The 14,685-nt window shown below is 69.4% G+C and carries 15 protein-coding genes; 12 read left to right on the forward strand and 3 right to left on the reverse strand.

Translation table 11 applies throughout. From position 1 onward, the window contains the following. Positions 1-81: 81 nt before the first annotated feature. Positions 82-705 (forward strand): LysE family translocator, encoded by a 624-nt coding sequence (locus BM388_RS10160; RefSeq protein WP_175535073.1) that lies wholly within the window; start codon positions 82-84, stop codon positions 703-705. Positions 706-717: 12 nt separating this feature from the next. Here the strand turns inward: BM388_RS10160 and BM388_RS10165 are convergent, their stop codons facing one another. The 3 genes from BM388_RS10165 to BM388_RS10175 are packed head-to-tail and all read right to left on the reverse strand — an operon-like array spanning position 718 to position 3,960. After that, complete coding sequence (locus BM388_RS10165) at positions 718-2,121, reverse strand: bifunctional DedA family/phosphatase PAP2 family protein (protein ID WP_089849747.1); 1,404 nt, start codon at positions 2,119-2,121, stop codon at positions 718-720. A 41-nt stretch (positions 2,122-2,162) separates the two neighbouring features. After that, positions 2,163-3,098: a GGDEF domain-containing protein gene (locus tag BM388_RS10170; RefSeq protein WP_089849750.1), complete on the reverse strand. Its 936-nt coding sequence runs from the start codon at positions 3,096-3,098 to the stop codon at positions 2,163-2,165. Next, complete coding sequence (locus tag BM388_RS10175) at positions 3,091-3,960, reverse strand: hypothetical protein (protein WP_089849753.1); 870 nt, start codon at positions 3,958-3,960, stop codon at positions 3,091-3,093. The genes BM388_RS10170 and BM388_RS10175 overlap by 8 nt, the downstream gene beginning before the upstream one ends. Positions 3,961-4,058: 98 nt before the next feature. Here BM388_RS10175 and BM388_RS10180 point away from each other — a divergent pair, with 98 nt between their 5' ends. The 11 genes from BM388_RS10180 to lipB all read left to right on the forward strand — a co-directional run bounded on the left by BM388_RS10180 (position 4,059) and on the right by lipB (position 14,623). Then, a complete protein-coding gene (locus BM388_RS10180; protein ID WP_089849755.1) occupies positions 4,059-5,366 on the forward strand; it encodes a glutamate-5-semialdehyde dehydrogenase in 1,308 nt (435 codons plus the stop codon). A gap of 56 nt (positions 5,367-5,422) precedes the next feature. Next, on the forward strand, positions 5,423-6,052 hold the full coding sequence (nadD, locus tag BM388_RS10185) for a nicotinate-nucleotide adenylyltransferase (RefSeq protein ID WP_089849837.1): 630 nt from the start codon (positions 5,423-5,425) through the stop codon (positions 6,050-6,052). Positions 6,053-6,155: 103 nt separating this feature from the next. Further along, the gene (gene rsfS / locus BM388_RS10190) at positions 6,156-6,515 is read left to right on the forward strand and encodes a ribosome silencing factor (protein WP_089849757.1); all 360 of its coding nucleotides are present in this window, start codon (positions 6,156-6,158) and stop codon (positions 6,513-6,515) included. Beyond that, on the forward strand, positions 6,512-6,979 hold the full coding sequence (gene rlmH, locus BM388_RS10195) for a 23S rRNA (pseudouridine(1915)-N(3))-methyltransferase RlmH (protein ID WP_089849759.1): 468 nt from the start codon (positions 6,512-6,514) through the stop codon (positions 6,977-6,979). Before rsfS ends, rlmH begins: the two co-directional genes overlap by 4 nt. A 112-nt stretch (positions 6,980-7,091) precedes the next feature. Continuing rightward, positions 7,092-8,999 (forward strand): penicillin-binding protein 2, encoded by a 1,908-nt coding sequence (gene mrdA / locus BM388_RS10200; protein ID WP_089849761.1) that lies wholly within the window; start codon positions 7,092-7,094, stop codon positions 8,997-8,999. Positions 9,000-9,002: 3 nt separating this feature from the next. Continuing rightward, the gene (gene rodA, locus BM388_RS10205) at positions 9,003-10,163 is read left to right on the forward strand and encodes a rod shape-determining protein RodA (RefSeq protein ID WP_089849763.1); all 1,161 of its coding nucleotides are present in this window, start codon (positions 9,003-9,005) and stop codon (positions 10,161-10,163) included. A gap of 29 nt (positions 10,164-10,192) precedes the next feature. Next, positions 10,193-11,260 (forward strand): lytic murein transglycosylase B, encoded by a 1,068-nt coding sequence (mltB, locus tag BM388_RS10210; protein ID WP_089849765.1) that lies wholly within the window; start codon positions 10,193-10,195, stop codon positions 11,258-11,260. Then, positions 11,257-12,180 carry a septal ring lytic transglycosylase RlpA family protein gene (locus BM388_RS10215; RefSeq protein WP_089849767.1) on the forward strand — a complete coding sequence of 308 codons (924 nt, stop codon included), beginning with the start codon at positions 11,257-11,259 and terminating at the stop codon, positions 12,178-12,180. The genes mltB and BM388_RS10215 overlap by 4 nt, the downstream gene beginning before the upstream one ends. Before the next feature lie 96 nt (positions 12,181-12,276). Beyond that, positions 12,277-13,437 (forward strand): D-alanyl-D-alanine carboxypeptidase family protein, encoded by a 1,161-nt coding sequence (locus BM388_RS10220; protein WP_089849838.1) that lies wholly within the window; start codon positions 12,277-12,279, stop codon positions 13,435-13,437. A gap of 197 nt (positions 13,438-13,634) precedes the next feature. Further along, the gene (locus tag BM388_RS10225) at positions 13,635-13,946 is read left to right on the forward strand and encodes an HP0495 family protein (protein ID WP_089849770.1); all 312 of its coding nucleotides are present in this window, start codon (positions 13,635-13,637) and stop codon (positions 13,944-13,946) included. Next, positions 13,946-14,623 (forward strand): lipoyl(octanoyl) transferase LipB, encoded by a 678-nt coding sequence (gene lipB, locus BM388_RS10230; protein ID WP_089849773.1) that lies wholly within the window; start codon positions 13,946-13,948, stop codon positions 14,621-14,623. The genes BM388_RS10225 and lipB overlap by 1 nt, the downstream gene beginning before the upstream one ends. Positions 14,624-14,685 lie beyond the last annotated feature (62 nt).

Below are 14,685 nucleotides of genomic sequence, written 5' to 3' on the forward strand. Positions count from 1 at the left end.
TGGGGCCAGGGAGCGCCCTTTCTCGCCGGCGTCATGTCGACCCGCCACCCTGGGCGGGTCAAGATCACAAGGACGTCTTCCATGATCACGCTCTCTGTGCTGTCGGTATTCGTGCCGACCTTCCTGCTGGTCTCGCTGACGCCTGGCATGTGCATGACCCTGGCCATGGTGCTGGGCATGACCCAGGGCGTGAAGCGCACGCTGTGGATGATGGTCGGTGAGCTCGTGGGCGTCGGCCTGGTGGCCTTTGCCGCCGGCGCCGGCGTGGCCGCGCTCATGCTGCGCCAGCCCGAGCTCTTCGCGGTGTTCAAGTGGCTGGGCGGCGCCTACCTGGGCTATCTGGGCGTGATGATGTGGCGCTCCCGCGGGCGAATGGCCATCCCCGAGACGCTCGAGGCGGGGCCACCCGCCCCCCGAGGGCAGCTGGCCCTGCAGGGGCTGGTCACGGCGGTGGCCAATCCCAAGGGCTGGGCCTTCTTCGTGGCCCTGCTGCCGCCCTTCCTGGATGCCAGCCGGCCCCTGACGCCCCAGCTTGCGGCGCTGATCGCGGTGATACTCGCCATCGAGTTCCTCTGCCTGCTGCTCTATGCCACCGGCGGACGCACCCTGCGTCGGCTGCTCGGCAACGGCGACAACGTGCGCCTGCTCAATCGCGGCGCCGGCACCCTGATGGTCGGCGTAGGCCTGTGGCTGGCGCTGGGCTGAGGCGAGGCGGGGCTAAAACGGCGGCAGCCAGGCGATGCGGGCGGCGACCAGTATCAGCGAGGCGATCCCCAGCCGCTGCCAGGGGCAGGGGTGCAGCGGCGCCCGCGGGTGGCGCTGCCAGGCGAGCTGCACCAGGGCGCAGACCACCAGGCCGAGCAGCGCACCGCCGATCAAATCGCTCAGCCAGTGTACCCCGATCACCAGACGCGACAGCGCCATGGGCAGGATGGCGGCGATGGCCGCCCAGTAGGCCAGGGTGCGCCGGCCGGGCGATAGTTCACGGCTGACGAAGGCCGCGGCCATGCCGAACAGCACCACCGCGGTGGAGGTGTGGCCGCTGGGGTAGGAGAAGGAGTCGGCGAGATGCTCCGGCGTCATGGGGCGGATGCGCCCGATCGCCGCCTTGCCCAGGACGTTGAGCAGCGCGATGACCACAAGCCCACCGGCGATGTGCCAGAAGGCCGCCCAGTGGCGCCGCCACATGAGCCAGATGCCCCAGGGCAGGACCAGGGCCAGCACGCCGAGCAGGTCACCGACCCGGTCAAGCGCCTGGCCGATGGCGTCGAGCCCGGGCAGCGCCAGACCCCGCATCAGTGCCTCCAGGTGCGTGTCCATGGCCAGCGGGGCATCGTGGTGGATGACCACCAGCGTCCAGGCGGAGAGGGCGGTCAGCGAGAGGAGGAGCAGCAGCCAGGAGGCGAGCGGCGGCTCGACGTCGTGGGGCGGCGAGAGCCACCGCCAGAGGCGCCGGCCGAGGGCGCTGCGGCGCGACCAGCCGATCAGTCCCCGGTAGGCCATGCCCTGGCGGGTCATCAGGTGGCGCACCCAGGAGAAAATCACCGCCAGCACCACCACCAGCGCCCCCAGGCCGACCAGCCAGGCCTCCAGCCCCTCGGGCAGCGCCACCAGCCGCTGCCAGGTGCGTCCCAGCAGATAGCCCGGCAGCACGTAGGCCGGCGCCCACAGCGCCGCCGAGATCAGGTTGGCCCAGAGGAAGGCGCGGGGCGACATGCGCAGCATACCGGCGATCAGCGGCACCACGGGCCTCACCGGTCCCACGAAGCGTCCCAGCAGCACCGAGAGTGAACCGTGCCGCTGGAAGAAGCGTGCGCCCCGGGCCAGCCACTCCGGGTGGCGCGACAGCGGCCACTGGGCGGTGACTCGTTCGCGCTGGTGATAGCCCAGCAGGAAGCTCAGGCCGTCGCCGATCACGGCGCCGACGAAGGCCGCCAGCATGGCCGTGATCACGGCGAGCTCCTGGTGGCCGGCCAGGGAGGCGGCGGCCGTCATCAGCACCACGCCGGGGACCAACAGCCCCACCAGGGCGAGGGATTCCACCAGGGCGATGGCGGCGATGATCAGCAGCAGCAGCCCCGGTGAGGGCGCCAGCTGGAAGAGGGTGTCGGCGATGTTCACGTGACGCTCCATGGTCAGGCCGGGAATCGGCGCACCTGCGCTCAGCCGTCGGCCAGCGAACGGCGACAGGTCTCCAGGCGCTGCTCGAAGTGCGGCCAGGGCTCGCCGGCCCGCAGTCGGCACAGGCGCAGCCGCACTTCCAGCGGGCCGGTATCCATCAGGGTGGTCTGCTCCAGCGCCTGGCCGAGGCGGTGCTGGACCAGCAGGGCGCCGCTCTCGCTGGTGTCCGGCAGTATCAGCCAGAAGTCTGCCGGGCCATGTCGGCCCAGGATGTCGTGATCGCGACTGCGGCTGGAGACCGCCTGGCAGAGAGTGTCCAGCAGCGCCTGTCGCGCGCCTGGGCCGAACTGTTCGCCGGCCATGTCCAGCTGGGGCAGATGCATCAGCAGTAATCCCAGGGGCTGGCCGAGCAGTTTGGCGCGTTCGACCTCGCTTGCCAGCTGCTCGTGCAGGGTCTCATGGCCGGTGGCGGCGCACTCGGCATCGCGCGGATCGGTGGCCCGGATCAGGGCGTGCTGGCGTGCCTGCTCCCAGGGCACCAGGGCCGCCACGGCCACCAGGCTCAGGTAGCCCAGCAGCATCTGGCCATCGAGCTGGCCGTTGCCGAGCAGGGCCAGCCACACCGGCGTCAGCGCGAGGTTAAGCAGCATGGCGGGGGCCAGCGGCAGCAGCAGCAGGGTGAGTACCGGCGGCAGGCCCACCCAGAGTGCCGGCAAACCGGACTGGCGGGGCAGTTCGACGGCAATCAGCAGATAGCCGCAGATCAGCGCCAGGTAGGCGGCCAGCCGCGAGTGTTCAGCGCGCGTCGCATTCAGCAGGGTGGCGACCACCATCAACAGGGAGAGCGCGGCGGGCAGGGGGATGCGTTCGTACTCGCCCATCAGGTAGAGCCATAGGGCCATGCCCAGCAGCAGCAGCGCGCCGCCGGCGTGCCACAAGGCGAACAGCCGAGAGGCGTGGCGGTAGCGATCAGGCATGATCCGCTCCCTTGATCACCCACAGGCCAGCTGATTGGTGGGACAGGGCGTGGCGCTCGTCGTCCAGCGACAGCAGGCCGGCGAGGGGGATCGCCCGGGCCGGCCCGCGCGCCTCCAGGGCGTGCCACAAGCGTTCGCGACGCGTATCGGCCTGTTCGGGGTCGCGGCTGGTCAGCAGTGCCGCCAGGGTCGTTGGATCGAGCCGGTAGCAGCGCTCGAAACGGTAGGTCAAACGGCACAGGCGCTGCGCCAGCGGCCAGCAGCGGTGGCGGGGCGTGTGCAGCAGCAGCAGCTCGGCGTGCACGCCCTCGCGCAGGCTGCGCTTGCGTTCGAGGATCAGGTCACCGAGTAGCCGGTTGCCGGGCCACAGCGGCAGTCCCGGCACCAGACGGGCGCGGCGCAGGGCGTTCTGACGTCGCGCGCGCAGATCCAGGGCCCGGGACAGGCCCAGCAGCATCAGGGCGGCGAGGAGCAGGCCGCTCAGCACCCACTGCTCGAGGCCCAGCAGGTCTTTGAGGGGCCACCAGGTGGCGAGTGCCAGCAGGCTGCCCAGCAGCAGCACCCAGCGGGGCTGGGGTAGCATCAGCAGCATGGCCCAGGCCCACAGCCAGGTGACATGGCGGCCAGGCTCTCCCCACAGCAGCGCCGCCAGCAGCAGGCTTGGCAGCAGCTGCCAGGGCAGTGTGGCGGGGCGGCGATGGTCGAAGGTCAGCAGCAGCGCGGTAAGACCCAGCCAGGCCGCGGCCAGCCACATCAGCAGGGTGTCGATCAGGGGCTGCGTGCGGGTGGCCAGTAGCGCCATCAGCACCGCCGCGATCAGCAGGTTGCCGCGCAGCAGGACGCTTTTGTACTTGGTCTGCATGGTGGATTAGTATGAATCCCTTCCCGGTTTTCGGCACAGTATAACCCCGGCCCTGCCCGTGTCGCGGCGGCGCCGGCCCCCAGGAGACACGCATCGGCATGACAGCTCAAGCCTCTCGCTCGGATCTCGAGACCGCCACCCCGGAGATCGGGGACGTCGACACCTATATGGAGCGCCTCGGACAGGGCGCCCGCGAAGCGGTGACCCGCATGCGTCGGGTCGACACGGCGGCCAAGAATGCCGCCCTGCTGGCCATGGCCGAGGGCCTCGAACAGGCCCGCGGCGAGGTGCTGGCGGCCAACACCCGTGACCTGGCCCGGGGCCGCGAGAGCGGCCTTGACGAGGCCCTGCTCGATCGCCTGGCGTTGGATGATGCGCGCCTGGATGCGATGATCGAAGGGCTCTCCCAGGTGGCCGCGCTGCCGGACCCGGTCGGCGAGATCGACGGGCTGCGCTCGCGGCCCAGCGGCATCCAGGTCGGCCAGATGCGCGTTCCCCTGGGCGTCATCGGCATCATCTACGAGTCGCGCCCCAACGTGACCATGGAGGCGGCGAGCCTGTGCCTGAAGTCGGGTAACGCGGCCATCCTGCGCGGGGGCTCCGAGGCCCGCGAGTCCAATGCCGCCATCGCCGCCTGCATTCGTGCCGGTCTCGCCCAGGCCGGCCTGCCTGAGGGCGCCGTGCAGGTGGTGGCCACCACCGACCGCGCCGCGGTGGGCCGGCTGATCAGCATGCCCGAATACGTCGACGTGATCATTCCGCGCGGCGGCAAGTCGCTGATCGAGCGCATCACCCGCGAGGCCAGAGTGCCGGTGATCAAGCACCTCGACGGCGTCTGCCACGTCTATGTCGACGCCAGTGCGGACCTCGACAAGGCGCTGGCCATCGCGGTCAACGCCAAGACCCAGCGCTATGGCACCTGCAACACCATGGAGACCCTGCTGGTCGATGCGCCGGTGGCCGAGACCCTGCTGCCGAAGCTGGCCGCCGTCTACGCCGAGCATCGGGTCGAGCTGCGCGGCTGCGAGCGCACCCGGGCGATCCTCGGCGACATCGCCCCCGCCAGCGAGGCGGACTGGCAGGCGGAGTACCTGGCGCCGGTGCTGGCGATTCGCGTGGTGGAAGGCATCGATGCCGCGATGGATCACATCGAGCGTTACAGCTCGCGGCATACCGATGCCATCGTCACCGAGAACTACACCCTGGCGCGGCGCTTCCTGGCCGAGGTGGACTCCAGCTCGGTGATCGTCAACGCCTCCACCCGCTTCGCCGACGGTTTCGAGTACGGGCTGGGCGCGGAGATCGGCATCTCCACCGACCGGCTGCATGCCCGGGGCCCCGTGGGGCTCGAGGGGCTGACCACCCGCAAGTACGTGGTGCTCGGCGACGGCCAGGTGCGCCAGTGAGCGAGACGGGCCTGCCGGTCCGCTCCCCAGAGTCGCCGGCGCCCCCTCGGCTGGCCATGCTGGGGGGCACCTTCGACCCGGTCCATCTGGGCCATCTGCGCAGCGCCGTGGAGCTTCGCGAGGCGCTGGCGCTGGATCGGGTGCACATGATTCCCGCGGCCATGCCGCCGCTGCGCGGCGAGCCGCGGGTCTCGCCCGACGAGCGCCTGGCGCTGCTGCGCCTGGGGATCGCCGATACGCCGGGGCTGGTGGCCGACCCACGAGAGCTCGAGCGCGACGGCCCCTCCTACAGCGCCGATACCCTGGCATCGCTGCGTGGCGAAGTCGGCGACAAGGCGCGGCTGGTCATGGCGCTGGGACATGATGCCTTCCTACGCCTGGCCGACTGGCGCGATCCCGAGCGGCTCTTCGCCCTGGCCCACGTGGTGGTGATCGATCGCCCGGATCACGAGGCGGCGCTGCCGGCGGCGCTTCGTGAATTGCTGGCCGGGCGCGAGGTCGAGCAGGGCGAGGCCCTGATGGCACACCCGGCCGGCAAGCTGCTGCGCCTGCGGCTGCCCTCGCGCATGGCTATTTCGGCTACCGAGGTGCGCCGCCGCCTGGCCACCGGGCGCAGCGTTCGTTATCTGCTGCCCGAGTCGGTGGAGGCGCGCATTCTCTCGCGGGGACTTTATCGGCACGCTTGATGGCGTGCGTCATTGCTGGCGAGTTGAATGCTGCCCACCGGCGCGTCGAGTCGGTACAATAGGGTGACGATTTCTCGTTGACCAAGGGCAGATACGAAGGGCTATGCATATCGACGCACTCAAGACTCTGGTGATCGACGCACTGGAGGACCTCAAGGCCCAGGACATCGCCGTCCTGGATGTTGCGCGACTGACCAGCGTGACCGACCGCATGGTGCTGGCCACCGGCACCTCCACCCGCCACGTGTCGGCGCTGGCCTCGACGGTGTTGCAGGCGGCCAAGGACGAGGGCCTGGCGCCGCTGGGCGTCGAGGGCGAAAACGGCTCCGACTGGGTGCTGGTCGACCTCGGCCAGCTGGTGGTTCACGTGATGCTTCCCGAAACGCGCCAGCTCTATGACCTCGAGCGGCTGTGGGCCGATCTGCCGAGCGATGCCGAGTCCAGGGTCGAGCAGGGTTCATGAAGGTCCGCCTGCTGGCGGTGGGCACCAAGATGCCCGACTGGGTGAATCGCGGCGTCGAAGAGTACCGCAAGCGTCTGCCCCGCGATTTCGCCCTGGAAGTAGAGGAGATCGCCCCGGGGCAGCGCGGCAAGAATGCCGACGTGGCGCGCGCCATGGCATCAGAGGCCGAGCGCATCCGCGCTCGCCTCAGGGGCAGCGAGCATCTCGTGGCCCTCGAGGTGGGTGGTAAGGCCTGGAGCACCGAGCAGCTGGCCCGCGAAGCCGACGCCTGGCGCCTCGAGGGACGCGACGTGGCGCTGCTGGTGGGCGGGCCCGACGGCCTGGAGCCATCGCTCTCGGCCAGCGCTGATCAGCGCTGGTCGCTCTCCCCGTTGACCTTGCCTCACCCGCTGGTGCGCATCCTGCTCGCCGAGCAGCTCTATCGCGCCTGGACCCTGCTGGTCGGCCACCCCTATCACCGCTGACGGCGTGCCTCGCCGGCACCGCTGAAGGTGCTTTTTTATGAGCACCGCTGAAGGCTCTTCGTGATTACCGCTGAAGGCTCTTTGCTTCATCATCCCGAGGTCATTACCTAGCATGCGTCGCCGTCGCGATACCCTGAAGAACCCGGAACAGGAGCTGCGCGTGTTCCGCATGCGCTCGCTGTTGGCCGTGCTGGTGGTGCTGATCCTGACGGGGCTGCTGGGCGGGCGGCTGTTCTACCTGCAGGTGGTGCAGCACGAGGTCTACAGCACGCGCTCCGAGAAGAACCGGGTGCGGGTGGAGCCTCTGCCGCCCACCCGCGGCCTGATCTACGATCGCAACGGCGCGCTGCTGGCCGAGAATCGGCCAACCTACAACCTGACCCTGGTGCGCGAGCGGGTCGATGACCTGGATGCCACCCTGGCCCTGCTGGTCGAGCTGCTGGAGCTGCCCGAGGAGGAGGCCGAGGCCTTTCGGGTCCGCTCGCGCCAGCGCCAGCGGCCCTTCCAGCCGGCGCTGTTGATGAGCGACCTCGACGAGGCGCAGATCGCCCGCCTGGCGGTCAACCGTCACCGCCTGCCCGGCGTCGAGGTCGAGGCCCAGCTGCTGCGCTACTATCCCGATGCCGAGACCATGGTGCATGCCCTGGGCTACGTGGGCCGAATCAATGCCGAGGAACTGGCGGGGTTGGACTCGGGCAATTATGCCGGCACCCACTTCATCGGCAAGAGCGGGGTGGAGCGCTTCTACGAGGACGAGCTGCACGGCGAGGCGGGGCTGCGCAAGGTCGAGACCAATGCGCGCGGACGGGTGCTGCGCGAGCTTGGCCACACCGACCCGGTGCCGGGGCGCGACCTGACGCTGACTCTGGACAGCGAGCTGCAGAGGCTCGCCGTGGAGCTGCTCGACGGGCGCCGCGGCTCGATCGTCGCCATCGCGCCGACCACCGGCGAGATTCTCGCCCTGGCCTCGGTGCCGGGCTTCGACAGCAACCAGTTCGTCACCGGCATCGACGTCGCCTCCTACCGGGCGCTGCAGGAGAACCTTGACCTGCCACTCTACAATCGCGCCATTCGCGGCCACTATCCGCCGGGCTCGACGATCAAGCCGTTCATGGCCATTACCGGCCTCAAGGAGGGCGCGATCACGCCTGGAGAGGTGATCTACGATCCCGGCTATTTCCAGCTGCCCAACGACTCGCGGCGCTACCGCAACTGGCTGCGCTGGGGCCACGGCCGAGTCGATCTGGAGCGTGCCCTGGCCGTCTCCAACAACACCTATTTCTATTCGCTGGCCCATGAGCTCGGGATCGATCGCATCCACGAGAACATGACCGCCTTCGGCTTCGGCCAGCGGGTCGCCCACGACGTTCAGGGGCAGAGCGACGCCCTGATGCCGTCGCGCACCTGGAAACGCGGGCGCTTCAATCAGCCCTGGTATCCCGGCGAGACCCTCTCGGTAGGCATCGGCCAGGGCTACCTGCAGGTGACGCCGCTGCAGCTCGCCACCGCCACGGCGGTGCTGGCCAACCGTGGCGAGTGGGTCAAGCCGCGCCTGGCCCAACGCATCGGCGAGCAGGAGGTGCCGGTCGACCTGCCGGGTACCCCCGCGGACATCGAGCTTGGCAACGAAACGTGGTGGGACAGCGTCTACTCGGGCATGGAGAAGGTCGTCTCGGGGCGCGAGGGCACGGCGCGGCGAATCGGTGGCGATCTCGAGTACCGGATGGCCGGCAAGTCCGGCACCGCCCAGGTCTTCTCCCTGGGCCAGAACGAGAAATACAATGCCGACGAGCTCAAGGAGCGGCTGCGCGACCATGCCCTGTTCATGGCCTTCGCGCCGGTGGAGGAGCCCGAGATCGCCGTGGCGGTGATCGTCGAGAATGCCGGCGGCGGCAGCACCCACGCCGCGCATTTGGCCAAGGCGATGACCGATGCCTGGCTGCTCGATGACGAGGCCCCGGACAGCGACGAGGTGCGCGAGGCCCTGGAGCGCGAAGACGATCGCGTGGCGGGAGACTGAGCGATGATCTGGAACGAACTGACGCGTGGCCTGCGCAGCCACCCCGTGAAACCCTCGCTGAGCGGCATCGCGCGGCGCCGCAGCCTATGGGAGCGCATTCACCTCGACCCCTGGCTGCTCGGCATGCTGCTGGTGCTGATGCTGGCCGGTCTGGTGGTGCTCTACAGCGCCAGCGGTCAGCACTTCTCGGTGGTCACCGCCCAGGCGAAACGAATCGGCGTCGCCCTGGTGGTGATGGTCGGGCTCGCCCAGCTCTCCACGACGACCCTGCTGCGCTGGACGCCGCTGGTCTACGTGGCGGGGCTTGGCATGCTGGTGGCCGTGGAGCTGATCGGCGACATGGGCATGGGGGCCCAGCGTTGGCTGGTGATTCCCGGCGTGATCCGCTTCCAGCCCTCGGAGCTGATGAAGCTCGCCATGCCGATGATGGTAGCCGCCTGGCTGAGCCGTCAGGTGCTCCCGCCGCGCTGGCGCGACCTTGCCGTGTGCGCGGTGATCATCGGCCTTCCGGTGGCGCTGATCGCCCGGCAGCCCGATCTCGGCACCTCCTTGCTGGTGGCGACGGCGGGGATACTGGTGGTGGTGCTGGCCGGGCTCTCCTGGCGCTTCATCTTATTTTGCGGCGCGCTGGCGGCGGCGGCGCTGCCGCTTTTGTGGATCAACCTCCATGACTATCAGCGCCAGCGCGTGCTGACCTTCCTCGATCCGGAGAGCGACCCGCTGGGTGCGGGCTGGAACATCATCCAGTCGACCACCGCCATCGGCAGCGGCGGCTTCTGGGGCAAGGGCTGGCTGCAGGGCACTCAGTCGCAGCTGGAGTTCCTTCCCGAGCGCCATACCGACTTCATCGTGGCGGTGCTGGGCGAGGAGTTCGGCCTCGTCGGGATGCTGGCCTTCCTGATGCTCTACCTGCTGATCGTCGGACGCGGGCTGTGGCTCGCCGGGGCCGCCCAGGAGACCTTCGGCCGGCTGGTGGCGGGGAGCATCATCCTGACCTTCTTCATCTACGTCTTCGTCAACGTGGGCATGGTCAGCGGCATCCTGCCGGTGGTCGGCGTGCCCCTGCCGCTGGTCAGCTACGGCGGCACCTCCAGCGTGACCTTGATGGCCGGTTTCGGTATTCTCATGGCCGTTAACGCCCACCGCCGACTGCTGCCGCGCTAGGCGGCCGACACGACTCAGGGAGAGCCGCAATGACGGTGTCGTCACCACAGGGAAAACGCTGGATGGCCTGGCTGGCGGGAGGGCTGCTGGCCCTGAGTGCCGCCGGCTCGACGGCGGCCGACTTCGATCCTCAGCGACACGGCGAGGCGCGCCGGCTGGTGGCGGAGCTCGCCGAGCGCGGCATCGACCGCGACTGGCTCGAGGCCGCCATGCAAGCGGCCGAGTACCGCCAGTCGGTGCTCGATGCCATGAGCGGCGCCGCCGAGCATCGACTGACCTGGCCCGAGTATCGCGCCATCTTCCTCGACGAGGCGCGCATCGCCAACGGGGCGGCCTTCATCGCGGCCCACCCGGATGCCTTTGCGAGGGCCGAGGCCGACTTCGGTGTGCCGCCGGAGGTCATCGCCGCGATCCTCGGCGTCGAGACCCGCTACGGCGAGATCACGGGTCGCCATCGCGTGCTGGACTCGCTGTCGACGTTGGCCTTCCATCATCCGAGCCGTGGGCGATTCTTCCGCGGCGAGTTGGCCGCCTTCCTGGAGATCGCCTTCGAGCAGCAGCGTGCCCCCGGCAGCCTGACCGGCTCCTACGCCGGAGCCATGGGCTATCCGCAGTTCATCCCCACGAGCTACCGCGCCTATGCGGTGGATTTCGACGATGACGGCCTGCGCGATCTCTGGACCAACCCGGTGGATGCCATCGGCAGCGTGGGCAACTACTTCGCCGAGCACGGCTGGCGCGCGGACGCCCCGATCTATCATGCGGTCGAGGGGCCCGCTGCGCCGCCCGAGGGCATCGAGTTCAATCGCGCCGCGCGACCGCCGGCGGTACCCGCGGCCAGGCTCGCCGCATCGGGCCTCGAGATGCCGGGCGCGCTGGCCGACGATCATCGCCTGCTGCCGGTGGCGCTGGAGGCCGGGGAGGGCACCTGGCGCTACGTGCTCGGCGAGCAGAACTTCTACGTGATCACTCGCTATAACCATAGCCACCTCTATGCCATGGCGGTGACGGAACTCGCCGAGGCGATCGCCGAGGCGCGCGGTCGCAAGGCCGGCTGGCTCGAAGCCGCCGACACCCTGCCCGAGGAGACCTCATGAGACGCTTCTTGGTGATCCTGAGTCTGGCGTCGCTGCTGGTCGGCTGTGCCGGCCCGAGGCCCGCTCCCGTCCAGTCGGCCGGGTCTGACGCCTCGGCCTCGGCGTCCTCCCAGGGTGGCGAACGCTACGCGCTCACCGGAGACGCCTATCCCGAGGATCCGCCCGACGTGGCCCAGGTGCCCGATGCCGTGCCGCAGCGCGAGCCGCGTTCCCGGGGCGGCAATAAATCCCCCTACGAGGTATGGGGCAAGCGCTACGAGGTAATGGCGGATGCCAGCGGCTACCGTCGCGAGGGGCGCGCCTCCTGGTACGGCGAGAAGTTCCACGGCTACGCCACCTCCAATGGCGAGATCTACGACATGTACAAGATGAGCGCCGCTCATCGCTCCCTGCCGCTGCCGAGCTTCGTGCGAGTCACCAGCCTCGATAACGGGCGCTCGACGATCGTTCGTGTCAACGATCGTGGCCCGTTCCACAGCGAGCGTGAGATCGACCTCTCCTACGCCGCGGCCGCCCGGCTGGGCATCCTCGAGCAGGGCACCGGCCGGGTAAGGGTCGAGGCCATCGACGTGGAGCGCTGGCTCGCCAGGCGCGGTGGTGAGCCCGAGCCTGATCCCACCGTGACCGAGGCGGCGTCGCCCGCCGCGGCGGGCGACAGCGATGCGCCCCAGGCCGTTCGCGACGAGCCGGCGGAGGGCGTCTTCCTGCAGGTGGCTGCCCTGGGCTCTGAAGACGGGGCTCTGGCGCTGCAGGCCAAGCTCGAGGCGGAAATCGCCGGGCCCGTGCGCGTAGCCAGCGCCGAGGGCCTTCACCGCGTTCAGGTCGGCCCGCTGGATCCCGCGGGTCAGCTGGATCCGGTTCGTGAACAGTTGCGCCGGGCCGGCTTCGCCCAGGCCTTCATCGTCGACGATGCCGACTGAGTCGGCGTCTCCCTAGCGTATAACCCTGTGATGCACCCGATGAGAACCCTTGCCATGAGATTCACGTTATTTCTTCGCCGCCACCGGCTGCTGCCGATGCTGCTGGTCAGCCTGCTGCTGGTTGCGTCACAGGCCGCGGCCCAGGCGGTGCCCCAGCCGCAAACCATGATCCCCTCGCCCCCTCAGCTGGCGGCGAGCTCGTGGATCCTGATGGATGCCGACAGCGGCCGGGTGCTGGCCGAGCACAATTCCCGCGAGCGCCTGCCGCCGGCCAGCCTGACCAAGCTGATGACCGCCTACCTGGTCGAGCGTGAACTCAACCAGGGCAACATCAGCCCGGACGGGCTGGTGCCGATCAGCGAGAAGGCCTGGCGCACGGGCGGGTCGAAGATGTTCATCGAGGTCGGCGAGCAGGTGCCGGTCAGTGAGCTGCTGCACGGCATCGTCATCGTCTCCGGTAACGACGCCAGCGTGGCCATGGCCGAGTACCTGGCCGGCGGCGAGCGTCCCTTCGCCGATCTGATGAACCAGCACGCGACGCGCCTGGGCATGCACGACACCAACTTCGTCAACCCCACGGGCCTGCCCCACGAGAATCACTTCTCCTCGGCCCACGATCTGGCCCTGCTCTCCCAGCACATCATCAACGACTATCCGGATCACTACCGGATGTATCGCCAGAAGGAGTTCACCTACGGCGGCATCGAGCAGGCCAACCGCAATCGTCTGCTGTGGCGCGACGCCAGCGTCGACGGCCTGAAGACCGGCTGGACCGAGGAAGCGGGCTACTGCCTGGTCGCCTCCGCCGAGCGCGACGACATGCGCCTCATCTCGGTGGTGATGGGCACGGCCTCGAGCGACGCGCGAGCCCAGGAGTCCCAGAAGCTCTTGAGCTACGGCTTTCGCTACTTCGAGACCCTCAACCTCTACGACGCCGGGGCCGTGCTCAACACGCCGCGGGTCTGGGGCGGCGACAAGAACGAGCTGCGCGTCGGCGTCGACAGCAGCGTGGTCATGACCGTGCCGCGCGCGCGTGATGGGGAGCTCACCGCCAAGCTCGACATCCAGGCCGACCTGACCGCGCCGATCGCCGCCGGCGACCGGGTGGGCACCATGGAGGTGCGTCAGGGCGAGGAAGTGGTCGGCGAGCGGCCGCTGGTCGCCCTCGAGAGCATCGAGGAGGGCGGCTTCTTCAAACGCCTGATCGATCAGGTGCAGCGCTTCTTCACCAACCTGACTCGCGGCTGGTTCGAGTAAGCCTGCGGGCGGGTATCGCCCGTTGACGTCCTCGTCGCCGCGGCGATGAGCCAAGGGTCGGCCCCTCGGGCCGGCCCGTGTTGCTGTCTGGCGTCTGAGGCAGCCGACCCCGGGGAGAGCGTGGTGACGACGGGTCCGGTTGGTCGCCGCCGCCGCGTTGCGTAGAATAGGGGCATACCCTCCATCCGGACGCGATCATGAGTGACAACTCCCTACGCGACCTTCGCAAGCCCGTCCCCCGGGCGGGCGATACGTCGCCGAAGATCACCTTCCCCTGCGACTATCCCATCAAGGTCGTCGGCGATGCCGCCGACGACTTCGCCGCGACGGTCTGTCAGATCGTCAACCGTCATGACCCGAGCTTCGACGCCGCCGGCATCCAGGTGGTGCCGAGCCGCAACGGCCGTTTCCAGTCGGTGCGCCTGACCCTGCGCGCCACGGGCGAGGTGCAGATCAAGGCCCTCTTCGATGAGCTGAAGGCCACTGGCCGCGTGCACATGGTGGTGTGATGGCACCCGACAGCACGGCGCCGATCGCGCTGCACCGCCTGGGTCGAAGGCCCTATGGCCCGGTCTGGCAGGCCATGCGCACCCTGACTGACGAGCGCGACGGCGAGACCCCGGACCAGTTCTGGCTGGTGGAGCATGACCCGGTGTTCACTCAGGGGCAGGCCGGCAAGCCCGAGCACCTGCTGATGCCGGGTGACATCCCGGTGGTCGCCACCGATCGTGGCGGCCAGGTGACCTACCATGGCCCCGGCCAGGTGGTGCTCTATCCGCTGCTTGACGTGCGACGCGCTCGCCTGGGCGTGCGTGAGCTGGTCAGCGCCCTGGAGCAGGCGGTGATCGTGCTGCTGGCCGAGCACGGCGTGACGGCCCATGCCCGGCCCGATGCCCCCGGCGTCTACGTGGGGGAGGCCAAGATCGCCTCCCTGGGTCTCAGGATTCGCCGTGGGGCGAGCTTCCACGGGGTGGCGCTCAACGTCGACGGCGATCTCTCGCCCTTCTCGCGGATCAACCCCTGCGGCTATGCCGGCATGGCCATGACGCGACTGACCGACCTGGTCGACGACTGTCCCGACGTCGAGGCGGCAGGCGAGCGCCTGGCCGAGTGCCTGGCGCGGGAGCTGGGGCGTGAGTTATCAGCGCCAAGCAGCCAGGCGCCGAGCCGCCAGGCTGACCCGTGACGGGCAGCAGGTGCGGAGATAGAACAAGCCCCGCTGCATCAAGTATCCAGCGGGCAGGGATA

It is taken from the genome of Halomonas saccharevitans (assembly GCF_900116405.1).
Taxonomy (GTDB): Bacteria; Pseudomonadota; Gammaproteobacteria; order Pseudomonadales; family Halomonadaceae; genus Halomonas; species Halomonas saccharevitans.

Coding starts and splice junctions, on each gene's coding strand:
- BM388_RS10160 (WP_175535073.1), top strand. CDS start 82: ATGATCACGCTCTCTGTGCTGTCGGTATTCGTGCCGACCTTCCTGCTG.
- BM388_RS10170 (WP_089849750.1), bottom strand. CDS start 3,098: ATGCCTGATCGCTACCGCCACGCCTCTCGGCTGTTCGCCTTGTGGCAC.
- BM388_RS10175 (WP_089849753.1), bottom strand. CDS start 3,960: ATGCAGACCAAGTACAAAAGCGTCCTGCTGCGCGGCAACCTGCTGATC.
- BM388_RS10180 (WP_089849755.1), top strand. CDS start 4,059: ATGACAGCTCAAGCCTCTCGCTCGGATCTCGAGACCGCCACCCCGGAG.
- nadD (WP_089849837.1), top strand. CDS start 5,423: ATGCTGGGGGGCACCTTCGACCCGGTCCATCTGGGCCATCTGCGCAGC.
- rsfS (WP_089849757.1), top strand. CDS start 6,156: ATGCATATCGACGCACTCAAGACTCTGGTGATCGACGCACTGGAGGAC.
- rlmH (WP_089849759.1), top strand. CDS start 6,512: ATGAAGGTCCGCCTGCTGGCGGTGGGCACCAAGATGCCCGACTGGGTG.
- mrdA (WP_089849761.1), top strand. CDS start 7,092: ATGCGTCGCCGTCGCGATACCCTGAAGAACCCGGAACAGGAGCTGCGC.
- rodA (WP_089849763.1), top strand. CDS start 9,003: ATGATCTGGAACGAACTGACGCGTGGCCTGCGCAGCCACCCCGTGAAA.
- mltB (WP_089849765.1), top strand. CDS start 10,193: ATGACGGTGTCGTCACCACAGGGAAAACGCTGGATGGCCTGGCTGGCG.
- BM388_RS10215 (WP_089849767.1), top strand. CDS start 11,257: ATGAGACGCTTCTTGGTGATCCTGAGTCTGGCGTCGCTGCTGGTCGGC.
- BM388_RS10220 (WP_089849838.1), top strand. CDS start 12,277: ATGCTGCTGGTCAGCCTGCTGCTGGTTGCGTCACAGGCCGCGGCCCAG.
- BM388_RS10225 (WP_089849770.1), top strand. CDS start 13,635: ATGAGTGACAACTCCCTACGCGACCTTCGCAAGCCCGTCCCCCGGGCG.
- lipB (WP_089849773.1), top strand. CDS start 13,946: ATGGCACCCGACAGCACGGCGCCGATCGCGCTGCACCGCCTGGGTCGA.